Origin of the sequence: Chitinophaga hostae (genome assembly GCF_018224885.1) — a bacterium.
Lineage (GTDB): Bacteria > Bacteroidota > Bacteroidia > Chitinophagales > Chitinophagaceae > Chitinophaga > Chitinophaga hostae.
In genome coordinates, this window is the sequence record NZ_JAGTXB010000006.1 from 251,259 (window position 1) to 272,501 (window position 21,243).

28 protein-coding genes are annotated in these 21,243 nt (G+C 46.0%); 20 read left to right on the forward strand and 8 right to left on the reverse strand.

What is annotated here, in order from left to right; all coding sequences use genetic code 11:
- The first annotated feature begins 45 nt into the window (after positions 1-45).
- The 6 genes from KE626_RS14795 (at position 46) to KE626_RS14820 (ending at position 6,174) form a co-directional block, all read left to right on the forward strand.
- Positions 46-924: a helix-turn-helix domain-containing protein gene (locus tag KE626_RS14795; RefSeq protein ID WP_211973687.1), complete on the forward strand. Its 879-nt coding sequence runs from the start codon at positions 46-48 to the stop codon at positions 922-924.
- Between the two features lie 14 nt (positions 925-938).
- On the forward strand, positions 939-1,400 hold the full coding sequence (locus tag KE626_RS14800; protein ID WP_211973688.1) for a DUF983 domain-containing protein: 462 nt from the start codon (positions 939-941) through the stop codon (positions 1,398-1,400).
- Between the two features lie 204 nt (positions 1,401-1,604).
- Entirely contained in the window at positions 1,605-2,951 is a 1,347-nt protein-coding gene (locus KE626_RS14805) for a TolC family protein (RefSeq protein WP_249207473.1), read from the forward strand.
- Positions 2,952-2,964: 13 nt separating this feature from the next.
- Positions 2,965-4,191 (forward strand): efflux RND transporter periplasmic adaptor subunit, encoded by a 1,227-nt coding sequence (locus tag KE626_RS14810; RefSeq protein ID WP_211973689.1) that lies wholly within the window; start codon positions 2,965-2,967, stop codon positions 4,189-4,191.
- Positions 4,188-4,940 carry an ABC transporter ATP-binding protein gene (locus tag KE626_RS14815; protein WP_249207476.1) on the forward strand — a complete coding sequence of 251 codons (753 nt, stop codon included), beginning with the start codon at positions 4,188-4,190 and terminating at the stop codon, positions 4,938-4,940. Before KE626_RS14810 ends, KE626_RS14815 begins: the two co-directional genes overlap by 4 nt.
- A gap of 13 nt (positions 4,941-4,953) precedes the next feature.
- A complete protein-coding gene (locus KE626_RS14820) occupies positions 4,954-6,174 on the forward strand; it encodes an ABC transporter permease (RefSeq protein ID WP_211973690.1) in 1,221 nt (406 codons plus the stop codon).
- Positions 6,175-6,183: 9 nt separating this feature from the next.
- Here the strand turns inward: KE626_RS14820 and KE626_RS14825 are convergent, their stop codons facing one another.
- Positions 6,184-6,510: a hypothetical protein gene (locus tag KE626_RS14825; protein ID WP_211973691.1), complete on the reverse strand. Its 327-nt coding sequence runs from the start codon at positions 6,508-6,510 to the stop codon at positions 6,184-6,186.
- 52 nt (positions 6,511-6,562) lie between these two features.
- Between KE626_RS14825 and KE626_RS14830 the strand changes: the two genes are divergently transcribed.
- Positions 6,563-7,087, forward strand: coding sequence for a GNAT family N-acetyltransferase (locus tag KE626_RS14830; protein WP_211973692.1), 525 nt, complete (start codon positions 6,563-6,565; stop codon positions 7,085-7,087).
- A gap of 53 nt (positions 7,088-7,140) precedes the next feature.
- Here KE626_RS14830 and KE626_RS14835 read toward each other — a convergent pair whose 3' ends face one another.
- A complete protein-coding gene (locus tag KE626_RS14835) occupies positions 7,141-7,446 on the reverse strand; it encodes a hypothetical protein (protein WP_211973693.1) in 306 nt (101 codons plus the stop codon).
- A 194-nt stretch (positions 7,447-7,640) separates the two neighbouring features.
- On the opposite strand from KE626_RS14835, the gene KE626_RS14840 reads away from it, so the two are divergent.
- Complete coding sequence (locus KE626_RS14840) at positions 7,641-8,222, forward strand: hypothetical protein (RefSeq protein ID WP_211973694.1); 582 nt, start codon at positions 7,641-7,643, stop codon at positions 8,220-8,222.
- A gap of 83 nt (positions 8,223-8,305) precedes the next feature.
- On the opposite strand, the gene KE626_RS14845 is transcribed toward KE626_RS14840, so the two are convergent.
- Positions 8,306-8,701, reverse strand: a complete 396-nt coding sequence (locus KE626_RS14845) for a nuclear transport factor 2 family protein (protein WP_211973695.1) — start codon at positions 8,699-8,701, stop codon at positions 8,306-8,308.
- Between the two features lie 142 nt (positions 8,702-8,843).
- On the opposite strand from KE626_RS14845, the gene KE626_RS14850 reads away from it, so the two are divergent.
- Positions 8,844-9,839: an AraC family transcriptional regulator gene (locus KE626_RS14850; protein ID WP_211973696.1), complete on the forward strand. Its 996-nt coding sequence runs from the start codon at positions 8,844-8,846 to the stop codon at positions 9,837-9,839.
- On the opposite strand, the gene KE626_RS14855 is transcribed toward KE626_RS14850, so the two are convergent.
- A complete protein-coding gene (locus KE626_RS14855) occupies positions 9,827-10,414 on the reverse strand; it encodes an SMI1/KNR4 family protein (RefSeq protein WP_211973697.1) in 588 nt (195 codons plus the stop codon). The genes KE626_RS14850 and KE626_RS14855 overlap by 13 nt on opposite strands.
- Positions 10,415-10,559: 145 nt before the next feature.
- Here KE626_RS14855 and KE626_RS14860 point away from each other — a divergent pair, with 145 nt between their 5' ends.
- Positions 10,560-10,841, forward strand: a complete 282-nt coding sequence (locus tag KE626_RS14860) for a hypothetical protein (protein ID WP_211973698.1) — start codon at positions 10,560-10,562, stop codon at positions 10,839-10,841.
- Positions 10,842-10,897: 56 nt separating this feature from the next.
- Here KE626_RS14860 and KE626_RS14865 read toward each other — a convergent pair whose 3' ends face one another.
- Complete coding sequence (locus tag KE626_RS14865) at positions 10,898-11,743, reverse strand: AraC family transcriptional regulator (RefSeq protein WP_211973699.1); 846 nt, start codon at positions 11,741-11,743, stop codon at positions 10,898-10,900.
- Positions 11,744-11,827: 84 nt separating this feature from the next.
- On the opposite strand from KE626_RS14865, the gene KE626_RS14870 reads away from it, so the two are divergent.
- From KE626_RS14870 to KE626_RS14910, 9 genes are all read left to right on the forward strand, one after another.
- Positions 11,828-12,226 carry a DoxX family protein gene (locus tag KE626_RS14870; RefSeq protein ID WP_211973700.1) on the forward strand — a complete coding sequence of 133 codons (399 nt, stop codon included), beginning with the start codon at positions 11,828-11,830 and terminating at the stop codon, positions 12,224-12,226.
- Positions 12,226-13,170 (forward strand): polysaccharide deacetylase family protein, encoded by a 945-nt coding sequence (locus KE626_RS14875; protein ID WP_211973701.1) that lies wholly within the window; start codon positions 12,226-12,228, stop codon positions 13,168-13,170. The genes KE626_RS14870 and KE626_RS14875 overlap by 1 nt, the downstream gene beginning before the upstream one ends.
- 117 nt (positions 13,171-13,287) lie before the next feature.
- On the forward strand, positions 13,288-14,031 hold the full coding sequence (locus tag KE626_RS14880; RefSeq protein ID WP_211973702.1) for a hypothetical protein: 744 nt from the start codon (positions 13,288-13,290) through the stop codon (positions 14,029-14,031).
- Between the two features lie 66 nt (positions 14,032-14,097).
- The gene (locus KE626_RS14885; protein ID WP_211973703.1) at positions 14,098-15,057 is read left to right on the forward strand and encodes a glycosyltransferase family 2 protein; all 960 of its coding nucleotides are present in this window, start codon (positions 14,098-14,100) and stop codon (positions 15,055-15,057) included.
- 21 nt (positions 15,058-15,078) lie between these two features.
- On the forward strand, positions 15,079-16,029 hold the full coding sequence (locus KE626_RS14890; protein ID WP_211973704.1) for a helix-turn-helix domain-containing protein: 951 nt from the start codon (positions 15,079-15,081) through the stop codon (positions 16,027-16,029).
- Between the two features lie 84 nt (positions 16,030-16,113).
- On the forward strand, positions 16,114-16,854 hold the full coding sequence (locus tag KE626_RS14895; RefSeq protein ID WP_211973705.1) for an SDR family oxidoreductase: 741 nt from the start codon (positions 16,114-16,116) through the stop codon (positions 16,852-16,854).
- 33 nt (positions 16,855-16,887) lie between these two features.
- Complete coding sequence (locus KE626_RS14900) at positions 16,888-17,640, forward strand: SDR family oxidoreductase (RefSeq protein WP_211973706.1); 753 nt, start codon at positions 16,888-16,890, stop codon at positions 17,638-17,640.
- Between the two features lie 12 nt (positions 17,641-17,652).
- Positions 17,653-18,006 carry a DoxX family protein gene (locus KE626_RS14905; protein WP_211973707.1) on the forward strand — a complete coding sequence of 118 codons (354 nt, stop codon included), beginning with the start codon at positions 17,653-17,655 and terminating at the stop codon, positions 18,004-18,006.
- A 90-nt stretch (positions 18,007-18,096) separates the two neighbouring features.
- Positions 18,097-18,420, forward strand: coding sequence for a hypothetical protein (locus KE626_RS14910; RefSeq protein WP_211973708.1), 324 nt, complete (start codon positions 18,097-18,099; stop codon positions 18,418-18,420).
- Positions 18,421-18,472: 52 nt separating this feature from the next.
- Here the strand turns inward: KE626_RS14910 and KE626_RS14915 are convergent, their stop codons facing one another.
- Together KE626_RS14915 and KE626_RS14920 are read right to left on the reverse strand one after the other, a co-directional pair.
- A complete protein-coding gene (locus KE626_RS14915; protein WP_211973709.1) occupies positions 18,473-19,486 on the reverse strand; it encodes a glycosyltransferase in 1,014 nt (337 codons plus the stop codon).
- Complete coding sequence (locus KE626_RS14920) at positions 19,465-20,082, reverse strand: class I SAM-dependent methyltransferase (RefSeq protein ID WP_211973710.1); 618 nt, start codon at positions 20,080-20,082, stop codon at positions 19,465-19,467. Before KE626_RS14920 ends, KE626_RS14915 begins: the two co-directional genes overlap by 22 nt.
- Positions 20,083-20,223: 141 nt before the next feature.
- Here KE626_RS14920 and KE626_RS14925 point away from each other — a divergent pair, with 141 nt between their 5' ends.
- Positions 20,224-20,601: a DUF4180 domain-containing protein gene (locus tag KE626_RS14925; protein ID WP_211973711.1), complete on the forward strand. Its 378-nt coding sequence runs from the start codon at positions 20,224-20,226 to the stop codon at positions 20,599-20,601.
- On the opposite strand, the gene KE626_RS14930 is transcribed toward KE626_RS14925, so the two are convergent.
- On the reverse strand, positions 20,598-21,236 hold the full coding sequence (locus KE626_RS14930; RefSeq protein WP_211973712.1) for an acetyltransferase: 639 nt from the start codon (positions 21,234-21,236) through the stop codon (positions 20,598-20,600). The two genes, KE626_RS14925 and KE626_RS14930, sit on opposite strands and share 4 nt — an antisense overlap.
- Between the last annotated feature and the right edge of the window lie 7 nt (positions 21,237-21,243).

Sequence of the window (21,243 nt, forward strand, 5' to 3'; positions counted from 1 at the left end):
ATACCACAACCCCCTTATCTACTTCCTTAGTACCTTTGTTGCATCATGTCAAAGGCGCTTATTCCAACATACGATATCTGTTCCCTGGCAATGGGAATGCCGGCATCTGAAGATATCCTGGTAGCCCGGTTTTCAGACTACCTGGCAGCACACCGGGATATCCATTTTCCTCACCGGCACTCTTTTTATCATCTGGCATTTTTTACTGCCGGGGGTGGAAGTCATACTATCGACTTTGAGCGCTTCCCGGTAAAAGCAGGACAGCTGTATTTTATGGTACCCGGACAGGTACACAGCTGGTTTTTTGAAGGGAACATAGAAGGTTATGTGATGAATGTATCAGCAGGCTTTTTTAACGCCTTTTTACAGGATCCTGCCTATGTGGAGCGTTTCCCTTTTTTCAGCGGCGTAAGTGCGGAAGGCGTGGTGCAATTGCCCAAAGCGGCTGTACCGGCGGTAATGGCATTATTCGAATCGATGCTGAAGGAAATGGCCGGAACGGCCATATACAGCCTGGATATGCTGCGTTTACTGGTACTGGAAATGTTTATCCAGGTAAGCCGTGGCAACAGGAAGGAACTGGCTAAACAGGAGCCGCCGCATAATTATGTATTGCTCCGCAATTTCCGGAAACTGGTAGATCAGCATTATATGCAGCTGCGATTACCCAAGGAATATGCTGCCTTGCTGTATGTAACGCCCAATTATCTCAACGCCTTTTGCCGGCATATGCTGGGTAAATCGGCAGGAGAAATTATCCGTGACAGGATACTGCTTGAAGCAAAACGACTATTGATCAACGTAGATATGACTATTGCTGCTATTGCTTACCAGCTGAATTTTGCAGACAATTCTTACTTCACGAAATTTTTTAAAAAATACGCAGGAGTAACACCGGAGGAGTTCCGGAAAAATATATCCTGATAAATCTACTTTATATGTGTGCAGATAAAAATCATGAAAAACCCAACCTGCTGAAAAGCCTGTTGGGGAACAAGTGTGCCCGTTGCAGACGTGGATCCATTTATACTACCAAAAATCCCTACGACCTGAAAAACTGTTTGAAGATGCCGGACAAATGCCCGGTATGCGGTCAGCAGGTGGAAGTGGAAGTCGGCTTTTATTACGGTACCGGCTATGTGAGTTATGCGCTGTCAATAGCGGTGTGTGTGGCCAGCCTGATTGCCTGGTGGTTGTTTATTGGTTTCTCCATCTATGACAACCGCATTTTCTGGTGGCTGGGTGTCAATGCCTTATTACTGCTGGCGTTGCAACCCCTGCTGATGCGCTGGTCCCGTACCATCTGGATGGCCTTTTTCGTGTATTACGACGAAAACTGGTACCAGGGTCCGCCGGAAGGAACCGGCAGGTCAAACGCTACTTTTAAAAATGCGATATAGATAACATAAAATAGATTTAACAAAACAAATTGCGGGTTTGCAGGTTATATGCTGTGGGTCCGCAATTTTTTTATGGCATATAACTCTGACAGCCAAACGAAAGGCAGGTCCGTTGATACATAAACAGGATTAATTTGTTATATTGTATAACTATTTAGCCCCTCTATTCCAGTAGTAGCTTTTACTAACATCAATGATTATACGATGATGTTTTTCAGACAGCCGGGAATCTTACTTTTCTTTATTGCTTCCTTTTTAATCAATCCCCTGCTAAAGGCACAGGATAGCAGCGTGGCGCTTCCTGCCCAATGGACCTTGCAGCAGTGTTTTGATTATGCCATGAAAAACAATATCCAGTTAAATAGTTTGCGGTTGAGCCGGATGAGTACGGAGCAGGACCTGCTGCTGTCACGCGCGGCAAAACTACCCAACCTCAATGGGTCGGCTTCCCAAACACTCAATGGCGGTAAAACATTAAACGCTTCCGGCGGTACCTCCTATGAGGTGTACACCTCCGGTAATTATTCCGTTAATTCCAATGTTACCCTTTTCCAGGGAGGATACCTGAACTATGATATCCGCCAAAAGAACCTGTTAACGCAGGTGGCCGGCCTGAGTATAGCACAGCAGCTCAATGATATCACGGTACTCATTACACAGGCATATCTTAATATTTTACTCGCCAGGGAAAATATCGTATATGTGAAAGACGTAGTGGCTACCTCCGAAGCGCAGGTAAAACAGGGGCAGCAACAATATGATGTAGGCAGCATTGCACTGATCGGACTGGTGCAGTTAAAAGCGCAACTGTCCAACGATCGTTATCTGCTCACAACAGCAGAAAACCAGCACCGTCAAAATAAGCTGGTGTTGAAACAGCTGCTGCAGTTGCCCAGTAGCTACGATTTTGAAATTATGGAGCCCGATACCTTGATTACCAACTCACATCTTTATGCATTGCAGGAAGTGCAGGATTCGGCCATGGCTAACCGCCCGGAGATAAAGAGCAGCGAACTGGGTATAGAAGTATCCAACCTTGACCTGGCAAAGGCCAGGACCGGCTATTTGCCTACGCTGTCGGCCAACGGTGGATTAGGCACCTCTTACAACGGCGGAGGTAACGGCAGCGCCTATTTCAAGCAGCTGGACAATAATTTTTATCAGCAGATTGGTCTCACATTGTCGGTGCCTATTTTCACACGTCGCGTGGTGAAAACAAATGTAGAAAAAGCAAAGATTGAAATAGACCAGTCGAGGCTCACTTTACAGGATACAAAAACTAACCTCTCTCAAACTATCGAACAGTCGTATATCAACGTACTCAATGCCCAGTCGCAGTACGATGCTGCGGTGGAGCAGCTGAAGTATTCACAGGAGGGCTACCGGATCGCCAGCGAACAACTGAAAGTAGGCGCGGCTAACGTGGTGGTTTTCCTGCAACAAAAAAACTTATATATACAGGCATTACAATCTTATATACAGGCGAAATACAATGCTGCGCTGAATATCAGGATATATGATTTTTACAGGGGCATACCGGTCAAACTATAAATGCAAATGAGGTATGAGAAAATATAAAGGCGTTATCATAACCATCGTGATCATATTGCTGTTGACGGCAGCCTGGTATTTTTTTATCAGGAAAAAAACAGTCCCGGTTTCTTTTGAAACGGCGCAACCTGCCTACGGACATATAGCCACTACCGTTACCGCCACAGGTACTATCCAGCCGGTAGATACGGTTGCTGTAGGTACGCAGGTATCCGGTACACTGAAGTACCTCTATGTGGATTTTAACAGCCAGGTAAAAAAGGGACAGCTGCTGGGAGAATTGGATAAGGACTTATTCCAGGCACAGGTAGACCAGCTGAGAGCCAGTTTACAGGTAGCCCAGGCCAATCTTGCTTATCAAAAAAATAATTACCAGCGACAGGAACTGCTTTATAAAACCGGGGCCATCAGCAAAGCAGATTATGATGTGGCCACCAACCAGATCGACCAGGCAAAGGCGAATGTAGCGAGTGTAACTGCGCAACTGGCATCGGCGCTGAAAAACTTTTCTTTTACCGAAATCCATTCACCGATAGACGGCGTGGTAGTGAACAGGAATGTAAGCGTGGGACAAACTGTAGCCGCCAGTTTTAACACGCCCACTTTGTTTGTGATTGCAAAAGATATTACCAAAATGCAGGTGGAAGCCAGCGTAGATGAGGCCGATATCGGAAATGTGAACGACTCGCAGCGTGTAACCTTTACCGTTGATGCTTACCTGGAAGATGTGTTTGCAGGGCGGGTGCAGGAAATCAGGCTGCAACCCTCTGTTTCGTCCAACGTGGTTACCTATAATACCATCATCAATGCACCTAATGAGAATAAGAAGCTGAAACCGGGCATGACCGCTAATGTAACCATATACACTGCTGAGAAAGATTCTACGCTCCTGCTGCCGGTGAAAGCACTCAAATTCAGACCGGACTCGGCACCGCTGAAAGATTATATCATACAGAGCGCGGTGCGGAAAACGCCGGCAGAGAGAAAGGACACCACCGGCAGAACATTTAAAAGTACTGCCCGTATTGGTTCTTCCAATTATGTATGGTTGCTGCGCGGTGACACGCTGCTGCAAAAACGTATCAGAACAGGATTGAATGATAACACACATATTGAAGTACTCGGAGGCCTCACCCAACAGGATGTGGTGGTGGTGAGTATGAATGCCGCCGGTGTAACGGTGGCGGGTGGCAGCACCGGTAGTCCGTTTTTACCAAAAATGGGAGGGCGCAGACGATGAGCAACGGCAAAATATTAGAACTGCAACAGATCAAACGTGAATTTGTGATGGGCACGGAAACGGTGCGTGCCCTGAAGGGCGTTTCTTTTGATGTATCAGCAGGAGAGTTTGTAACTATCATGGGGAGCAGCGGTTCCGGCAAAACCACGTTGTTGAATATACTGGGCTGTTTGGATAAACCGTCTTTTGGGGACTACCTGCTCGATGGAATTAATGTTAGCAGTTTATCGCGTAATGAGCTGGCGCGGTTGCGCAATCATAAAATAGGCTTTGTGTTCCAGGCTTATAACCTGTTGCCGCGTACGTCGGCATTGGAAAATGTGGAGCTGCCATTGTTCTACAATCCGGAGCTGACCACCAGGGAGCGCCGGGAACGGGCGTTGGGTGCGTTGGAATCGGTGAAGCTGGCCGACAGGGAAGGACATACGCCCAGCCAGCTTTCCGGGGGGCAGCAGCAACGCGTAGCCATTGCGAGGGCGCTGGTAAATCAGCCGGTAATGATACTGGCCGATGAAGCCACCGGTAACCTGGATACCCGTACTTCTTACGAAATTATGGCCCTCATGCAGGAACTGAACCAGCAGGAAGGCAAAACGATTGTATTTGTAACACATGAACCCGACATCGCGGCATTCAGCAGCAGAACGGTGATGTTGCGTGATGGAAAGGTGGTGAAGGATAGTAAGAATGAAAACGTGCGTTCTGCCAAAGAGGCGTTGGCGGCCCTGCCGCCGGCAGAAGATTATTAACTAACCCGTAAGAATGAGTGCAATTAATCTCATCATGATCGCTTTAAGGGCTTTGCAGCGGAATAAACTCCGCGCATTCCTCACTATGCTCGGCATTATCATTGGCGTGGCTGCGGTGATCGCCATGGTGGCCATAGGTGAAGGGTCCAAACAAAGCATCCAATCCCAGCTGGGTAACATGGGGTCCAATATGATCACTATTTTGCCCAGCAGTAATGTGTCGGGCGGCGTGAGGATAGGGGGCACCAGTTTCCAGTCGCTAACCATTGCAGATGTAGTAGCCATACAAAAAAATGCAGAATATGTGAGCGGGGTATCGCCGGTGGCTTCCACAAAGGGACAGGCTATTAACGGCGCGTTAAACTGGCCCACTACACTTCAGGGGGTGGCGCCTTCTTATTTCGATATCCGTAAACTCACCGTTAATGAAGGAATTAGTTTTTCTGATGCAGATGTGGCTACTGCTGCCAAAGTTTGCCTGCTCGGACAAACGGTGATCAATAACCTCTTTCCAAGCGGGGAAAGTCCTGTAGGTAAGGTGATCCGGCTTAATTCCATTCCTTTACAGGTAATTGGCACACTGGCGCCGAAGGGGCAAAGCTCGTTCGGACAAGACCAGGACGATATTATTCTCACACCGTATACAACCGTGCAAAAACGAATCCTCGCCACTATTTATTTCCAGAGTATCTACGCTTCCGCGGTGAGCGAGGGAGCATCAGAAGCGGCTACGAATGAAATAATAGATATCCTCAGAACCACTCACCGGCTGCGGCCCAGCGATGAAAACAATTTCCAGGTAAGAACGATGGAAGAATTGATCAAAACGTTGAGTTCCACAAGTAGTTTGCTGACCATCCTGTTAACCGCTATCGCCGGTATTTCCCTGGTGATTGGTGGTATCGGTATCATGAATATTATGTACGTATCGGTGACGGAGCGTACGCGGGAAATCGGGCTGCGTATGTCTATCGGCGCAAGGGGAGTGGATATATTATTACAGTTCCTGGTGGAGGCGATTATTATCAGTGTTACCGGCGGACTGATAGGCGTGGTGTTAGGCATTACTTCTGCGAAAGTAATTACGCTCACGCTGGGATGGCCAACGCTGGTATCTGAATCTTCTATTATTTTGTCTTTTGTAGTGTGCGCGTTTACTGGCGTCTTTTTTGGTTATTATCCTGCACAGGCCGCGTCGCGGCTGGATCCTATCGAGGCGCTGCGATATGAATAGATCCGGCGATTACTTGTTGCAATCATACAATACGGCTACGCCGTCGGCTATCCATTGTTGGAAGGTGCTTTCTCTTTCGAATTGCGGCAGATTCAACGGATGCCCCGTGATATCTTCCAGTGCAAACCCATCAGCATGCGTTTCCACTGCCTGCCGGGTAGCAATTTCCTGTTCAGGTGTAGTAGCACCCAGTATTTTCCGGAATTCAAAAACGGCGCTGTCGGAGGTGTCGTTGGCATGGATAACTGCTACCACAAATTCGTATTCCCCGAACCGTTGTAAGGAGGCAATGGTGCGGGTGTTTATTTTATAGCAGGTGCCTGGTGTAAGTTGCATAAGCGGCTGTTTTCGCACTATGAATATACGTAACAATTACTATCTTGTAAACATGGAATTAACCTCGCTACGACTGTTGCTAACACCCGTTACCACAGCAGATATCCCGGTCATACACCGGCTGCACAGCATGCCTGAAACAGATGAGTACAACACGCTGGGGATCCCGGCCGATATTGCTGTTACTGCCGATGTGGTGAATGGCTGGCTCCGCGATGCTGACCAGCAGGTATGGTGTATAACGGTGAGGGATACACGTGAATTTATCGGATTGGCCGCATTGGTTTTAAAAACGCCCCGTTTCCGCAGCGCAGAAGTATGGTATAAATTGGATCCGGCCTGGTGGGGGCAGGGACTGGCTACAGAAACGGTGACAACATTAGTGCAATATGCTTTTGATCAGCTGAATTTGCACCGGGTAGAAGCCGGTTGTGCTGTGAATAACAAGGGATCGGCAAGGGTGCTGGAGAAATCGGGTATGCAGTTGGAGGGGCGTAAGCGTAAGGTGTTACCTATCCGGGGAACCTGGTCCGACAATTTTATGTACGCCATCCTGGCAGAAGACCGGAGACATTAAAAAGGCCGGGAGGTTTCCCCTGCTCCGGCCCTTTATTATGCTGAGATGGAAAATTAACTTTTCTTCTTATCGTGTATCTGGGATTTTTTCAGATACACCTTCTTGCCTTTCTCATCTACAATATATTTCCTGTCTTTTTTGTCGATGTAAACGGTCTCGCCTTTGGGCCCTTCCTTGTCTTTATAGATCTTATCCGTTACTGCTGAGGCTCCTTTTACGGCGAGGGAAGCGGTTTTATGACCTATTTTTTTTGCGGTGCTGTCGATGCCTTGTGCAAATGTATGCTGGCCAGCCAGCGAAATAACCGCACCCAGTGCGGCTGCAAACAGGAATTTTGAGATATGCTTTGGAGTTCTCATGTTTTTATGTTTAATGTTTAATAAAATGATTGCCTTTTACAGCATAATTTCAACAATAATGCCATAACATTTGTTTACTGAATGCCAGCCCGTTACAAATGCTATTTTTGCGGTATTGCTGGGATGTACCGGGGATTTTCCCCGTGCCGGGATCGTTTTATTTTCGTATATTCATAGCCGGTAACCCAACACCTATGAAGTCAACGATTAAAGGTCTGTATCTATCTGTTCCTACACCTTGCGGGGAGAATTGGGGCGAAATGACCCCCACTGCGAATGGACGGCACTGTAGTAGCTGTAATAAAACGGTAGTTGATTTCTCCTTATCATCGGATGCTGAAATTTTTGCTGTTATTGCTAACAGCAAAGGGGAGGCATGTGGACGATTTTTTGATGATCAGCTGCAGCGCAATATTGCCGCAACAGTGCCGTCGCGTAGCCATGTTATGCCGGCAATGTTAATGGCAGCCGGTCTGGCCGTTGGTATCGCCACCAACGGTTATGCAGAAGCGAGAGGATTGGAGCAAATAGAAATGCAACCGATGCAGGCTTCCGCTGCGGATACTAGCGTCAGCGGCAAAACTCATAACTTACCGGAAATAGTGGTCATCGGTTACGAGATGAAGACAAGAACTTATACTACCGGGGCGGTATGTGTAACAAACACCACTGAGGTTAAGGTCGTTGGTAAAACGCTGGTAACTACCCTCGTCGATGGGAAGATAGACCCGATAACGGAAAGACCCAAAAAGAAAAAACGATTCCTTTTTTTTTAAATTTAAAAACCCTTCCAAACCGCCCGTGGTCTGAAAGGGTTACCCGTGTTAGCTGTCATCGATTCCCTGGAGAATAGCTGTCCTTAATTTCCCCAGAAAATATCTTCCTGCCGGATATCTGCTGCATATATTTTCGCTGCTACGATTTTACCATCTTTCACCGTATATACGTCTACGTTATCAGTATGCAATTCAGCGCCGGGGCGGCTTGCTTTCCAGGTAAGTACCACGGAAGCCTGATCACCGTTTACCGCGATGGTTTTAACATCCGACAGGGACATCGTATTCTGCGATATTTCAAACATGCCGCCTACCATCTGGAATACTTCGCCACTGGAAGTTTTGATGCCGGAGAAACGATTGCTGCCGGGCTGCTCCCAGGTAATATCAGGATGTAACAGCGCACCCAATTTTTCAAGGTTTACCTGTTGAACGGCATTTACGAAATCAGTTACTACCTGTAATGTTTGCTTTTCCATTTTTATAATTTTTTGTTTGTTGATGAATTGATAATGCAAAGCTACTCCGGCGCACCTGTTTATCATTTACCTTAACACGACAATTACTTACCATTTAACGACAGATTTTTTTTGTGAATCGGGAGTTAAATATCTTTAGTGTATGAAACAACTGGTATTAAGTATGATGGCGTATGCAGTGCAGCGGGATGTAGATGCAGCACAGCTATGTAAGCTGTCGGGTATTGACCTTACAGCCCTGAAGAAGAAGAATGCAGCGCCGGTAACTGCGCAACAGCTGCAGGATCTGTGGCTGAATGCAGGCAGGCTTACCAATGATCCGCTGTTTGGGTTGCATTTTGGAGAAGCGCTGCAACCGGCTGCGTTGGGCATAGTAGGAGAGATCATCCAAAGCAGTGCTACTGTAGGGGAAGCGCTCACGCACGCGGCCGCATTAACACACCTTGTTACAGACCAGTGCCGGATGGAAATCAACCGGTCGGCCAAAACATTTTCTGTAAAACTGATACCGGTTACTGACTACGGCGCAACGCCGCCTTATGCTTTCCGGCAACTGATAGATCTGTTGCTGGTAATGATCATTCATGAACTGGATGGATTGCTGTTGGAAAAGATTATACCACAGGCGGCCCGTTTGGCATATACTGTACCTGATCCGGTAGAGTATGAGCGTGTTTTTCGTTGTAAGCCGGCAAAAAAGCAGGGAGAGTACCTGTTGGTATTTGACATCAGGTATTGGGAAGAACCGCTTCTAACGGCCAACTATGAGCTGCAGAACCTATTACTGCAAAAGTTGAGCAGTTTACCGCAAACAGGTAGTCAACCGCAAACATTGCAGACAAGGATCTACAACCACCTGTTGGCCAATTCCTACCTGGGGGTATCGTCGCTCGACGCCATGGCAGCCAATTTCAATATCAGTCCGCGCAGCCTGCAACGGAAGTTAAAGGAAGAAGGTGTAAAATATCAGGATATTGCCGATGCGGTGAGGCGTTCACTGGCCGTTTACTATATATCGTCTGGTAATTACCCGTTGAAAGATATTTCCTGGATGCTTGGTTATAATGAGCTGAGTGCGTTTACAAGGGCTTTTAAGCGGTGGACAGGCAGCACGCCCATGAGTTATCAGTCGTTGTAGTTCAGGAAAGTGTCTTTATGCACTATTCCCCATCTTTTTACAAAAATATAATCGCCCCGTTCCACGGCGCTGATATAGTCCTGCAGCCATTCTTCGAAAGAGCCGGCTACAATGGCGCGGTGACTGTCGTCGTGCCACAGGGTGATCACCTGCCCGCGTCTGCCTTCCGGGGCAGGATCGAGGTCGATACAAAGGTGGTTGCCAAAACCGTCGCCGGTAAATGGTATCCACAAGGGATTCCACCAGTCGTTTTTAATGCCTGTATCCGGTGTGGCCAGGATCGGCTCCTCATGCCAGGTGAAGGTACCGGCATCCAGGAGGTCTTTCCAGTGGTGCCACTGCACCGTAATATCTTCAACGCTTAATAGCTGATCGGCATCTACCAGCCCGGCCCTTGCCTTCTGTTGCCCGTTGTGTAACGCGTAAAATGCCTTGAAAGAAGCCGGCATAGCCGTTCCAATTAGTTTTTCAAGTGCTTCCATCGCCTCAGGTGTAACGCCGGGATGTAGGATGTTTAGCAGTCTTGGGGCATGCTGTTGCATCCAGTTTTCCCACCTGTTCCAATATTGCTGCATATGGTATGGGTTTTAACGACTATAAAGATGTGAAATTTAATCAATAAATTTATTCATTCTTCGTGTATGTTTTTTATAAGGTAATTATCAATAATTTTGTACCTCTTGAAAGCGTACAACATCATTAAAAGTAAATAACTCCTTTATGGCACAGTTACCTAAATTTCTGATTGCAGACGATCCTGTAACAGATCCGGAAAATGAATATATTTTTCATACCGAGAAACCCCGCTTCTTTGCCAAACGCGTGGAAGAAGATGAAGAAACTGCCTACATTGATATCATTCATGAAATCGATAATGTAGAAGAATTCTACAAAAATTCCCCGGAGAAAAAACAGGAACTGCTGGAACAGCTGGAAGACTGGTACTACTCCTACATGGAGTGGCTGGAAGACGATGGGGAAGAAGAGGAAGATGAAGAATAGTAACAATAAGGAATTAAAAAAAGCGCCCGTGTTTAGCGGGCGCTTTTTTATAGTCGTTAATTCTTTGCTGCCTGAAGTTCTTTCCGGTAAGCAGAAGGGTTTACCCCTCTGTATTTTTTAAACATCCTGTTCAGGTGACTTTCGTCGGTAAAGCCCAGCTCATCTGCAATTTCTCCCACCCGCATACTGCTGTACTGCAGCCTCGTTTCCACCAGCTTCAACTTATACTGGGTAATATACTGTTGTAAGCTATCACCGTTGTTACGTTTAAAATACTCGCTCAGATAAGTTGGGGAAATATTAAAATTCGCTGCAATCTGCTCTGCGCGCAGTTTCTGCGGCGAGTAAATATTTTCATGTATATAATGCAGTATATTCAGGGAGGCTTCGTTTTTTGCAGGATGTTTAGGTTGTTCCGGCATCTGCAATACGATGTTCCGGGCAATGACCATGATGATCGTGTTCACAATCTGCTGCGCCATTTCCCGGTGATAAGTCTGCTGATTCACCAGCTCCCTGATCAATGCTTCTATCAGCGCTTTTACCAGGGGCTTATCATTCCTGTTTTTTAAAATACAGCCCGGCATATGGTTGTTATTCTGGAAAATAAACTCCAGCTGCTGTATCCAATCTTTTTGCTGATTCTTTAGGTAGATGTTATTGAAGCGGATGAAGAAAAACTTGGTACTTTCCTGCACGTCGAAAGAATGGCAATCCTGGGGCATTACCAGGAACAATTTACCAGGGCTGTAAGGCAGCTGATTTTTGTTAACACACTGCATACCACTGCCTTCTACAATATATACCAGTTCGAAAAAATTGTGCTTATGCGGGTCTATCGGGCACTCTGTGCATTCCCGGTATTCAATCTCAAAAGGCTGATATAAATTCTCTTGTAGCATACCTGCAAAAGTACAGAATGATCCTAAAAAAGTACAAATTATTTGACGGCTTGCTGCTGATCTTTGTCTTATAAAATCATACAAATGGAGAATAATGTTATTGTATTCTTTTTACTACGGCTGGCGGTAGCTGCCAGCATGTTCGGCCACGGTCTGGTTAGGTTACCTAAATTAAATGGTTTCAGCGCCTGGATGGTAAAAAGTTTTGAACCGTCCATGTTGCCCGGTGCACTGGTAGTGCCTTTCAGCTACGCGCTGCCAATTGCCGAATTTGTGATCGGTGTATTGCTCCTGCTTGGCCTGTTTACCCGCATAGCTCTTATTGGCGGCGGCGTTGTAATGATCATGCTGATATTTGGCACCGCTATGATAGAAAACTGGGAAGCACTGCCTTCACAACTTATTCACGCTGCTTTTTTCGCCGGATTACTGGCGTTCATGCAGTATAACACCATTGCAATTGATCATCTTATAAAAAAATAATGGCTACAAGAAAAGAATTCCTGAAAACCGCCGGCCTGGTGGGGTTGGCTGGTATGGTAAACCCAACGGTAGCAATGGCGCAAGCCGCTGCCCCTAAGGCCGCCCGGTCCGGCCCTGGATGGGCAGATGGCTCCCGCCTTGTGGTGTCGGTATCCATGCAGTTCGAAGCCGGTGGTCAGCCGGATAACCCCGAAAGCCCTTTCCCGCGGAATATGCTGAAAGGGTATAAAGATCTGCCCGCAGCCACCTGGTATGAATACGGATACAAGGAAGGCATACCGCGTATGCTCGATAACTGGGATAAGTACGGTATCAAGGTAACTTCACATATGGTGGGCAGCGCAGTGGAAAAAAATCCAGCCCTTGCCAGGGAAATTGTACAACGCGGACATGAAGCCGCGGCTCACGGACTCGACTGGTCGCCGCAATATATGCTGCCCTATGAGGAAGAAAAAAAGTTTATACAGGGTGGTATGGAGGCGATCAGAAAAGCCACCGGCATAACACCTGTAGGCTATAATGCCAACTGGTTGCGACGCGGGGATAATACCCTGACCATATTACAGGAGCTGGGCTTCCTGTATCATATCGATGACCTGAGCCGTGACGAACCATTTATTACCAAAGTAAATAACATCGATTTTGTAGTGGTGCCGTATACGCTTCGCTGCAATGATATTCAGCTCATAGCAGGACAATGGTTTTCGACAGACCAGTTTCTCCGGCAAATAAAAATGGAATTTGATCAGCTGTATGAAGAGTCGGCAAAACGTAAACGCATGATGTCTATCAGCTTCCATGACCGCATCGGCGGTACCCCCCAGCTGGTAAAGGCTACCAGCGAATTGTTCGCTTACATGCAACAACACCCCGGCGTGGTATTTAAAAGAAAAGACGACATCGCAAAAATGGCATTGGCAGATAAACACACAATCAGGGAATAAAGGAATTGAGAATTACGAATTAAGAATTACGGATTTGCGGGAAGCTTATTTACATTATCTCCCCACAAATCTGCAATTCTTAATTCGTAATTCTTAATTCATTATTTTGTTGGCGCTATGAGTGTATTTAAAACAGATCCGGCAGGTTTTGCAGCGATACGGAAACAAACATTGGTGAGAACATTGCCAGTGATGCTTTTCGGCGTGATCGTTGTATTTGCAGCAAATTTTAGTCCGTCGGATTATCGCTTCGATATGTATCCCATGCTGATTGCCGTGCCTGTTATGCTGGCGGCGGTGGCAAGAGGCGTTTATATAGGCCTGAGAAAAAGAAGGAAATTGTACGACAGCTTCACCGTGGAAATAACAGAAGATACGGTAACCAGGACACAGGCCGATACTGCCGACCTGGCACTGAACCGGCTTGAAATTTCCAGTATCAGCAAGGACCCGGCCGGTGTTATCACCATCAGGGGAATGGAGCAACATGATATTATCCAGATCCCCGCCACCATGGAGCGGTCTGAAGAACTGCAGGCAATACTTTCCCGCATCATGCCTTTTACAGAAAGCAGTGAACGTTCCCTGTTGGAACGTTTCGGATGGATCACAGGCATTATTACCATCCTGCTGATGGTAGTCATCCGGTTTGTAAACAACAAAATTGTGGTAGTACTGAGTGCCATCGCATTAATTGCGTTGCTGCTGTGGAGTTTCTTAAGGGCCTACCGGAATAGAAACATTCCGGACCGGTACAAACGCAGCAGCTGGATTATACTGTTGCTGATTGCAGCTGTTATTGTGTCAGTATTAATGAAACTCGGTTGGATGACGGATTTTTGGGAGATGAATGCTGAATAGGACGTTTCCGGGATAATCGATAATTTTGGTGCTGGTTTGTGATCAATTAAACTTCTCATCATAGAAATGGAAAAAGGCATTACTATTATCATCTGTACTTACAATGGTAGTCTTAGAATCCCCGAAACATTAGCGCACGTAGCAGGGCAACAGTTTTCTGACGGAACAAAGTGGGAAGTGATCTTTGCGGATAACGCATCCACAGACAATAGCAGTTTCGTGGCAGCTACAGAATGGGAGAAGTTTGACAGTACCGCTACTAACTTTACGCTGATAAAAGAAAATACCCCCGGAAAAATATACGCCCTGCACCAGGCCATTGCCATCGCAAAGTATGAATACTTTATTATTTGTGATGACGACAACTGGCTGGATCCATACTACGCCCAAACTATGTGTAAAACGCTGGATAGCGACCCGCTGATCGGCGCCGCAGGCGGACAAAGCACTGCTGTTACCAATGGCAAAGCCCTCCCGGAATGGTTTCCGGAAGCAGCAGCTGATTATGCCGTTGGAAAACAATCCGCTGCCACCGGCGATATTACAAAACGGGAATACTTATGGGGCGCCGGTCTGGGTAGCAGAACATCCCTCTACAAAAAAATGTACCTTCATTTTCCTTCACTGCTGGTAGGCCGTAAAGGAGCTGCCCTCACTGCAGGGGAGGATTCAGAGTATTGCCAGCGTCTTATCCTGGCCGGCTACAAGCTTTACTACAACAGCGATCTTATATTCCGACATTTTATCCCCGATGCAAGACTGGAGCGGGCTTACAGGGACGGGCAGCTGAATGGTTTCCAGGCATCCGATGCCATCCTGGATAAATACCGCATGGCTATCAGGCTGCATGATAAATATAAAGATGGGCTATTCGCTAAATCGGTTGCAATCATCAATACTTTTTTTAAAAGCATATTCACTAAAAAAGAGAAGTACAGGAACCAGTTACAACTATTGCTGAAGAAGGATAACCACAATGACCAGGTGATTTCCGCGATCCGGAAATTCATGGACGGCAATGCTTAATTTTGTATAAAGTAATAGCGCATGTCTGACAGGAAAACTACACCCGCAGAAAAGAAGGTATTTAATAACCTGCTGGAACAATACATCTACCAGGGATTACCTACGGACAGCATCGTCGCTAAAACGGATTTCACCATCCATAACCTGCGTGATATTCATCATGAGCTACCTTACACCTCTATTGTATACCGAACCAACTTCTTTTCTTTTGTTTTTGTGAAAGATGCCTTCGGCAGATATACTACCGATGAGCAGGTATTTAGCACCTGCCCGGGCACCATTTATTTTACTAACCCCGGTCACTTTAAATCATTCGAGTGGCGGGAAATTAAAGACGTATACCTGGTTACGCTCAGTGAATCTTTCCTGAAAGAAAATGTTCATCCGAAAATTTTTGAAGAATTCCCTTTTCTGCTCGCCGAAACGGTGCCTCCCAGGGTATTAAAGCCAGAGGTATTTGCGGAATTTGAGCAGCTGTACCTGCACATAGAGAAGGAGTACAACGCTGCATCTCCTTACAGAACCCGGATGATAGGCAACCTGTTTGTAGTATTGCTCCTGAAAATAAAAGAATATTTCTGGGAAGATTACAACCCGATTTATGAAGGCAACCGGAGCTCCCAGATTGTGAAAACCTTTAAAAGAACGCTCGAACAGCATTATCGCGACCTGGCAAACGGCAAGGCAGAAAAGGTATTCCGCGTCCAGGACTATGCCGATGCCCAGCACTTACACCCCAATTACCTGAGCAATGTGATAAAAAGCAAAACAGGTAAGCCCGTTGGCACCTGGATTACTGAAAAAACTACTGCAGAAGCAAAATCACTCCTGCAGAATTCAGCTGCCTCCATCAAGGAAATTGCTTCCCAGCTGGGCTTTACAGAAGCCACCCACTTTAGCAATTACTTTAAGAAACAAACCGGTATCTCCCCGGTTTTATTCAGAAGACAGCATGGCAAAGCCACATCTTAGATATTTGTAACTAATAGTGTAATTCTTATACTTTTTAAAACTGCTGATATTTCAACTTTGTTGTGTCATTAAAAACAAAGCAATATGAGCACATTAAAAGATAAGATTATTCTCGTTACCGGTTCTTCAAGAGGCATTGGCGCTACCATCGCCCGTCAACTGGCTGCTGCAGGTGCAAAAGTGATTGTTAACTATGCCGGTGGAAAAGATGCCGCACAGCAGGTGGTAAACGATATCCTGCAAGACGGAGGCGATGCCATTGCCCTGCAGGCAGACGTGAGCAAAGGAGATGAGGTAAAAGCCCTGTTCGACGCTGCTATGGAGCACTATGGCCGGATAGATGTACTCGTAAATAACGCGGGTATCATGATTAATAAATTAATAAAGGATACGACCGACGAAGAGTTTACCCGCCAGTTTGATATTAATGTACGTGGTACTTTTAACACCATGCGGGAAGCCGCAACCCGCTTGTCAGACAACGGCAGCATCATTAACTTCTCCACTTCTGTTAACCGTATCATGCTGCCTACCTACGGTACCTATGTAGCCTCCAAAGCCGCAGTGGAACAGTTAACCCGTGTGTTTTCAAAAGAAGTGGGCGCCCGGGGGATTAATGTGAATTCAGTTTCTCCTGGTCCTACCAACACAGCATTATTCACCAATGGTAAATCGGATGAGCTGATGGCGCGGCTGGCATCGCTTTCCGCCTTTAACCGGATAGGTGAACCGGAAGATATTGCCCGTGTGGTGGTATTCCTGGCCAGCGACGATGCCAAATGGATTTCTGCCCAGAATATTGGCGCCAATGGCGGAATGGCGTAATACATAAACAAATCATCGTTAAAATCAGATCACATGAACAGCTTAAAAAATAAAGTAGCGCTTATTACCGGATCAGCAAGAGGGCTGGGTAAAGCGATTGCGGAGCGTTATGCAGCATTAGGTGCAGATATTGTTATTAATTATTCGAGAGATAAAGCTTCGGCAGATGAAGTCGTTAGCAACATCACTGCCATGGGAGCCAATGTAATAGCCGTGCAGGCAGACGTAAGTAAAGTCGCTGACCTGGAGCGCCTGTTTGCCGCTGCCAAAGCGGCCTTTGGAAAAATCGACATCGTGGTGGCCAACGCAGGTATAGAAATGGTGGAAGTACCGGTAACAGATTTTACAGAAGAGCAGTTTGATAAAGTGTTTTCTATTAATACAAAAGGTACCTATTTCACGATGCAGCAGGCGGCAAAACATGTGGAAAATAACGGACGGATTATTTATATTGCTTCCAGTACCACGTCGTTCCCCGTGCCGGGGATGGCGGTTTACGGCGGCAGCAAAACAACGCCCAGGTACCTGGTGGATATTTTATCAAAAGAAATCGGGCATAAGGGAATCACCGTTAATTCCATCATTCCTTTTGCGGTGGATCATTCCGGTATCTTTGTGGATCCGGCGGCATATCCTGAACTAAGAAAACAATTGCTGGACAGTTGTCCGATGGGCCGGCTGGCAGAAGTAGAAGACGTAGCAAACCTGGCGGAATTTTTTGCGAGTGATTTATCTTCCTTTGTATCTGGTCAGCACCTGCTGGTAAATGGAGGCGCTACCAACTAAATTTCAACCTATATGATACTCAAAGTACTCAACGCAGCCCTCATTCTTTTCGCTGTATTTATGGGCCTTAAACAAGGCTGGGCGATGATCGGCAACAGGCCTGAAATGGTTACCATGTTCAGTAAATGGCACTTCAGCAGTACAGCCATTACGATCAATGGAGTGGTAACCGTGTTGAGTGCTTTGCTGATCCTGTTTCCGCGAACATTTGTATTCGGCAATTTCCTGATGGCAGCCACCATCCTGATGATTATTTGCTTTCATCTGTCGGGTCGGGAACTGAAAGGCGCCGCCATTGAATTACCTTTCCTGCTGCTCAATCTTGCAATCATCTATTTACAGCACCCGCTCGCAAAAGCCAGTTAAATGAAAACATTGCTATACATAATGATCTGCTTATTGCCCCTGGCTATAAGTGCACAACGCTCTTCTCATCTCCCAAAAAACAACCCTCCGATGAATACAGATAAATTAACAAATGACGTGGTTAAAAAGGCGATCACCGCATTACAGGCAAACGATAAAAACGCATGGTTCGCTTTATTTACCGATCCGGCAGAACTATTTGACGACGGTAATAAAACAGATTTTAAAACCTTTTCAGCAAATGCCCTGGGGCATGAGCACTTCACCAGTATCGACAAAGTAGAAAATAATGGCCTGGACGTATACGGAAAATTTCATAGCGATAAATGGGGCGATTTTAAGACCTATTTTAAATTTCGCCTGGACAGGGAAGGGAAGATTAATCGGTTGGAAATAGGGCAGGCGAATTATTAAAAGAAGTATAAGTAAGTATAAGTAAGTACAGGATAGTACTTACTTATACTGTTTAAACTATTTTAAGAGAGGTCAGGACTTTGTTAACGAAACCCGGCAGAGGCTTGTCCAGCGCCATATAATCACTGGCATGTGCGGCGATGAATTGTATCAGATCAAATGTTTTCTGCGGGCTGCGGTTCCATTTTGTTTTGAGGAATTTCTTGAGCGTTTGCCGGCTGAACTTCGCACCGGAAATAAGTTTTGATTCCAGCATTTGTTTTCTTTCCGGAAATACCTGCACCATACAGGTTTCATAGCAGGAGCGTGTACCGTACAGCAAGCGGTTCATATATGGCCTGTTGGCGCGCTTAGCGGTAATAATATGCGTGAGGCGCAACGCCGGGGAAATGCCGGCTGCATAGCCTTTGCTGATACAGAGCATTATCATTTGGGTGTCTTCCCCGCTGCTTAGCTTATTCCCGTTTCTGCCGGTTAAAGTAAGGCGTCCCTGGTTTACCTGTTGCAGGTATTCCCTGCACAGATCCGTTTTAATACAAAGGCCGGTACCATAAGGATAACAGGGCTGCCAGTCTTTAATGGCTGCAAAACCAACAGTAGTGGCTGTTCTGTGCTGAAAGAGTTGTAAGGCTACTTCCCTGATATTATCATCCACGCCATCTACAAAGTCTACTTCCACATTACCTGGTCCCCATGCTGCCACGTTCGGAAATTGTTTGTTCAGCCGGTGCAGTTCCTGCAGGTATTCGCTTTCCGGTTCGTTGTCGTCATCGAAAAACACGATCTGCGCACCCTTGGCCTCTGCAATAGCTGCCAGGCGGGCATATAACAATCCCTGTTTAACAACAAACAATTGTTTCAGGCCAGGTATACCGGCAGTATATTCTTTTATGTAAGGTAAATCCTGTACACGCACCTTACTGTTATTATCCACCAGGATAACCTCGGTGCTGATGTTGGCAACATTTAACTGTCGCACGGCTTGCAGACAGCGTTTCAGCACATTTTCATCGGGATTATATGTACATATTACAATTGAATAGTCTACATTCTCCTGCCCACCCATAATGAATCGTATAGTTTAATAAATTGGAAATCGCTGTTGGCCAGTACTATATTTTTAACTACATGGGTAGGACCAAGCTCATCGCGATCTTCGTAGAAATCATGAAAGGCGATATAACCACCTTTCACCACTTTATGTGCATAAAGTTTGAAATCTAACTTGCATCCTTCAACGGAATGATCGCCATCTATAAACAGGAAATCAATGGTGTCGAATGCTGTATGAAAATCCTGGGAATAGCCCTTTTTAGGAACGATCTTTTGTGCGACGCCCCTTTGTTCCATATTCTTTTTAAAAGCGACCAGGAGGTCTTTATCCGCCCCCTTATTATTGTAATCTTCCTGGCTGCTGTCGTCATGTCCGGCGTCAGCATTAAAGGGATCAATGGCAAATACTTTTCCTGAAGAAAGTCCTTTTGCGATGCAATAGGTGCTTTTCCCCATCCAGCTCCCAATTTCCACCACTACGGCATTGCTGCCCAGTTTGGCCGCCGTTTGGTAAAGGCCCAGGGCTTCCTGTTCAGAGAGCCATCCGTCGATGTTGCGATAAGCGTCTATTTTCTTTAATGTGGATTTTTCAAAGAATTTTTTGAACATATATGAGTATTAGAAAAGATGATGAGTTAGTATAAAAAGATGATTACCATTGTGAATGTTACATTCGGGAATGGATATTATCCACTTTATATTTTTTAATAATGCGTAAAAGTACCAAAAAGTAGCTATAATATTGTAACCATGATGAAAATAGAGATCACTCATGTGGGCAACATAGCTGTTGCTGAAATAATATCTGACAACATCGTTATGAACAATACGGAGGATGCGCTGGATATACTTGGTAATTGCCGCTATCAGGGCGCCGATCATATTATCCTGCATGAAAAGAATATTATCCCCGGATTTTTTGATTTAAAGACTACCATTGCAGGTGATATCCTCCAGAAATTTTCTACCTACCAGGTAAGTCTGGCTATCGTAGGCGATTTTTCAAAATACAGCAGTCAAAGCCTGAAGGATTTTATTTACGAGAGTAACAAAGTTGGCAGGATTAATTTTGTGGATACCGTTGCAGCTGCTACGGAGAAACTGGCTAAGCAGGGGAGCCGGGGTTAAACGGCCAACGGCGCCAGTTCTTTTATTATTTTTGCCGGTATGCCAACCGCCACGCAGTTATCGCCCAGGTTTTCCGTTACCACAGCCCCGGCGCCTATGTGTACATTGTTACCGATTTTTACTTTCGGAAGTATGATGGCTCCCGCTCCAACGGAGCTGTATTGGCCCATTTCAACGCCGCCGAGTAACTGGCATTTGGGAGATAGTTCACAGTAATCTCCGATAGTGACATCGTGATGTATATTTACCCCGTAATTAACCAGTGTGCCGATACCTATGCGCACGCTGTTACTGATAAAAACATGGCTCATGATATTTAAGCCGGTTTCAAGATGCACATCAAAAGTGCCGATCAACGCAGTGGGGCATATAATGCTGTTCAGTGTGCCTCCGAGTTCAGCGATACGATTACTTAATTTATATCGGTTTAATGCGCCGCCGATCCCTATCGCATAAGAGGGATCGGTGGTCAGCAATGTTTTTGCCTCTTCAAAAGAAGTAATGATTTTAAACCTGTCAAATAAAACAGTGGCGCCATTTATATTGTCGAAAAAGGATAGACCGGTTGTCTGCCCCTGTCTTTCAAGGATCTGAAGCAGTTCTTTTGCATGTCCTCCTGCACCTAGAATAAGCATAACGCTG

Excerpts from the sequence above, each read along its gene's own strand:
- KE626_RS14800 (WP_211973688.1), top strand. The coding sequence starts at position 939 with ATGTGTGCAGATAAAAATCATGAAAAACCCAACCTGCTGAAAAGCCTG.
- KE626_RS14910 (WP_211973708.1), top strand. The coding sequence starts at position 18,097 with ATGAATACAGATAAATTAACAAATGACGTGGTTAAAAAGGCGATCACC.
- KE626_RS14820 (WP_211973690.1), top strand. The coding sequence starts at position 4,954 with ATGAGTGCAATTAATCTCATCATGATCGCTTTAAGGGCTTTGCAGCGG.
- KE626_RS14835 (WP_211973693.1), bottom strand. The coding sequence starts at position 7,446 with ATGAGAACTCCAAAGCATATCTCAAAATTCCTGTTTGCAGCCGCACTG.
- KE626_RS14855 (WP_211973697.1), bottom strand. The coding sequence starts at position 10,414 with ATGCAGCAATATTGGAACAGGTGGGAAAACTGGATGCAACAGCATGCC.
- KE626_RS14875 (WP_211973701.1), top strand. The coding sequence starts at position 12,226 with ATGGCTACAAGAAAAGAATTCCTGAAAACCGCCGGCCTGGTGGGGTTG.
- KE626_RS14930 (WP_211973712.1), bottom strand. The coding sequence starts at position 21,236 with ATGCTTATTCTAGGTGCAGGAGGACATGCAAAAGAACTGCTTCAGATC.
- KE626_RS14860 (WP_211973698.1), top strand. The coding sequence starts at position 10,560 with ATGGCACAGTTACCTAAATTTCTGATTGCAGACGATCCTGTAACAGAT.
- KE626_RS14845 (WP_211973695.1), bottom strand. The coding sequence starts at position 8,701 with ATGGAAAAGCAAACATTACAGGTAGTAACTGATTTCGTAAATGCCGTT.
- KE626_RS14840 (WP_211973694.1), top strand. The coding sequence starts at position 7,641 with ATGAAGTCAACGATTAAAGGTCTGTATCTATCTGTTCCTACACCTTGC.
- KE626_RS14895 (WP_211973705.1), top strand. The coding sequence starts at position 16,114 with ATGAGCACATTAAAAGATAAGATTATTCTCGTTACCGGTTCTTCAAGA.
- KE626_RS14795 (WP_211973687.1), top strand. The coding sequence starts at position 46 with ATGTCAAAGGCGCTTATTCCAACATACGATATCTGTTCCCTGGCAATG.
- KE626_RS14890 (WP_211973704.1), top strand. The coding sequence starts at position 15,079 with ATGTCTGACAGGAAAACTACACCCGCAGAAAAGAAGGTATTTAATAAC.
- KE626_RS14880 (WP_211973702.1), top strand. The coding sequence starts at position 13,288 with ATGAGTGTATTTAAAACAGATCCGGCAGGTTTTGCAGCGATACGGAAA.
- KE626_RS14805 (WP_249207473.1), top strand. The coding sequence starts at position 1,605 with ATGATGTTTTTCAGACAGCCGGGAATCTTACTTTTCTTTATTGCTTCC.
- KE626_RS14830 (WP_211973692.1), top strand. The coding sequence starts at position 6,563 with ATGGAATTAACCTCGCTACGACTGTTGCTAACACCCGTTACCACAGCA.
- KE626_RS14915 (WP_211973709.1), bottom strand. The coding sequence starts at position 19,486 with ATGGGTGGGCAGGAGAATGTAGACTATTCAATTGTAATATGTACATAT.
- KE626_RS14815 (WP_249207476.1), top strand. The coding sequence starts at position 4,188 with ATGAGCAACGGCAAAATATTAGAACTGCAACAGATCAAACGTGAATTT.
- KE626_RS14925 (WP_211973711.1), top strand. The coding sequence starts at position 20,224 with ATGATGAAAATAGAGATCACTCATGTGGGCAACATAGCTGTTGCTGAA.
- KE626_RS14905 (WP_211973707.1), top strand. The coding sequence starts at position 17,653 with ATGATACTCAAAGTACTCAACGCAGCCCTCATTCTTTTCGCTGTATTT.
- KE626_RS14850 (WP_211973696.1), top strand. The coding sequence starts at position 8,844 with ATGAAACAACTGGTATTAAGTATGATGGCGTATGCAGTGCAGCGGGAT.
- KE626_RS14900 (WP_211973706.1), top strand. The coding sequence starts at position 16,888 with ATGAACAGCTTAAAAAATAAAGTAGCGCTTATTACCGGATCAGCAAGA.
- KE626_RS14810 (WP_211973689.1), top strand. The coding sequence starts at position 2,965 with ATGAGAAAATATAAAGGCGTTATCATAACCATCGTGATCATATTGCTG.
- KE626_RS14870 (WP_211973700.1), top strand. The coding sequence starts at position 11,828 with ATGGAGAATAATGTTATTGTATTCTTTTTACTACGGCTGGCGGTAGCT.
- KE626_RS14865 (WP_211973699.1), bottom strand. The coding sequence starts at position 11,743 with ATGCTACAAGAGAATTTATATCAGCCTTTTGAGATTGAATACCGGGAA.
- KE626_RS14825 (WP_211973691.1), bottom strand. The coding sequence starts at position 6,510 with ATGCAACTTACACCAGGCACCTGCTATAAAATAAACACCCGCACCATT.
- KE626_RS14885 (WP_211973703.1), top strand. The coding sequence starts at position 14,098 with ATGGAAAAAGGCATTACTATTATCATCTGTACTTACAATGGTAGTCTT.
- KE626_RS14920 (WP_211973710.1), bottom strand. The coding sequence starts at position 20,082 with ATGTTCAAAAAATTCTTTGAAAAATCCACATTAAAGAAAATAGACGCT.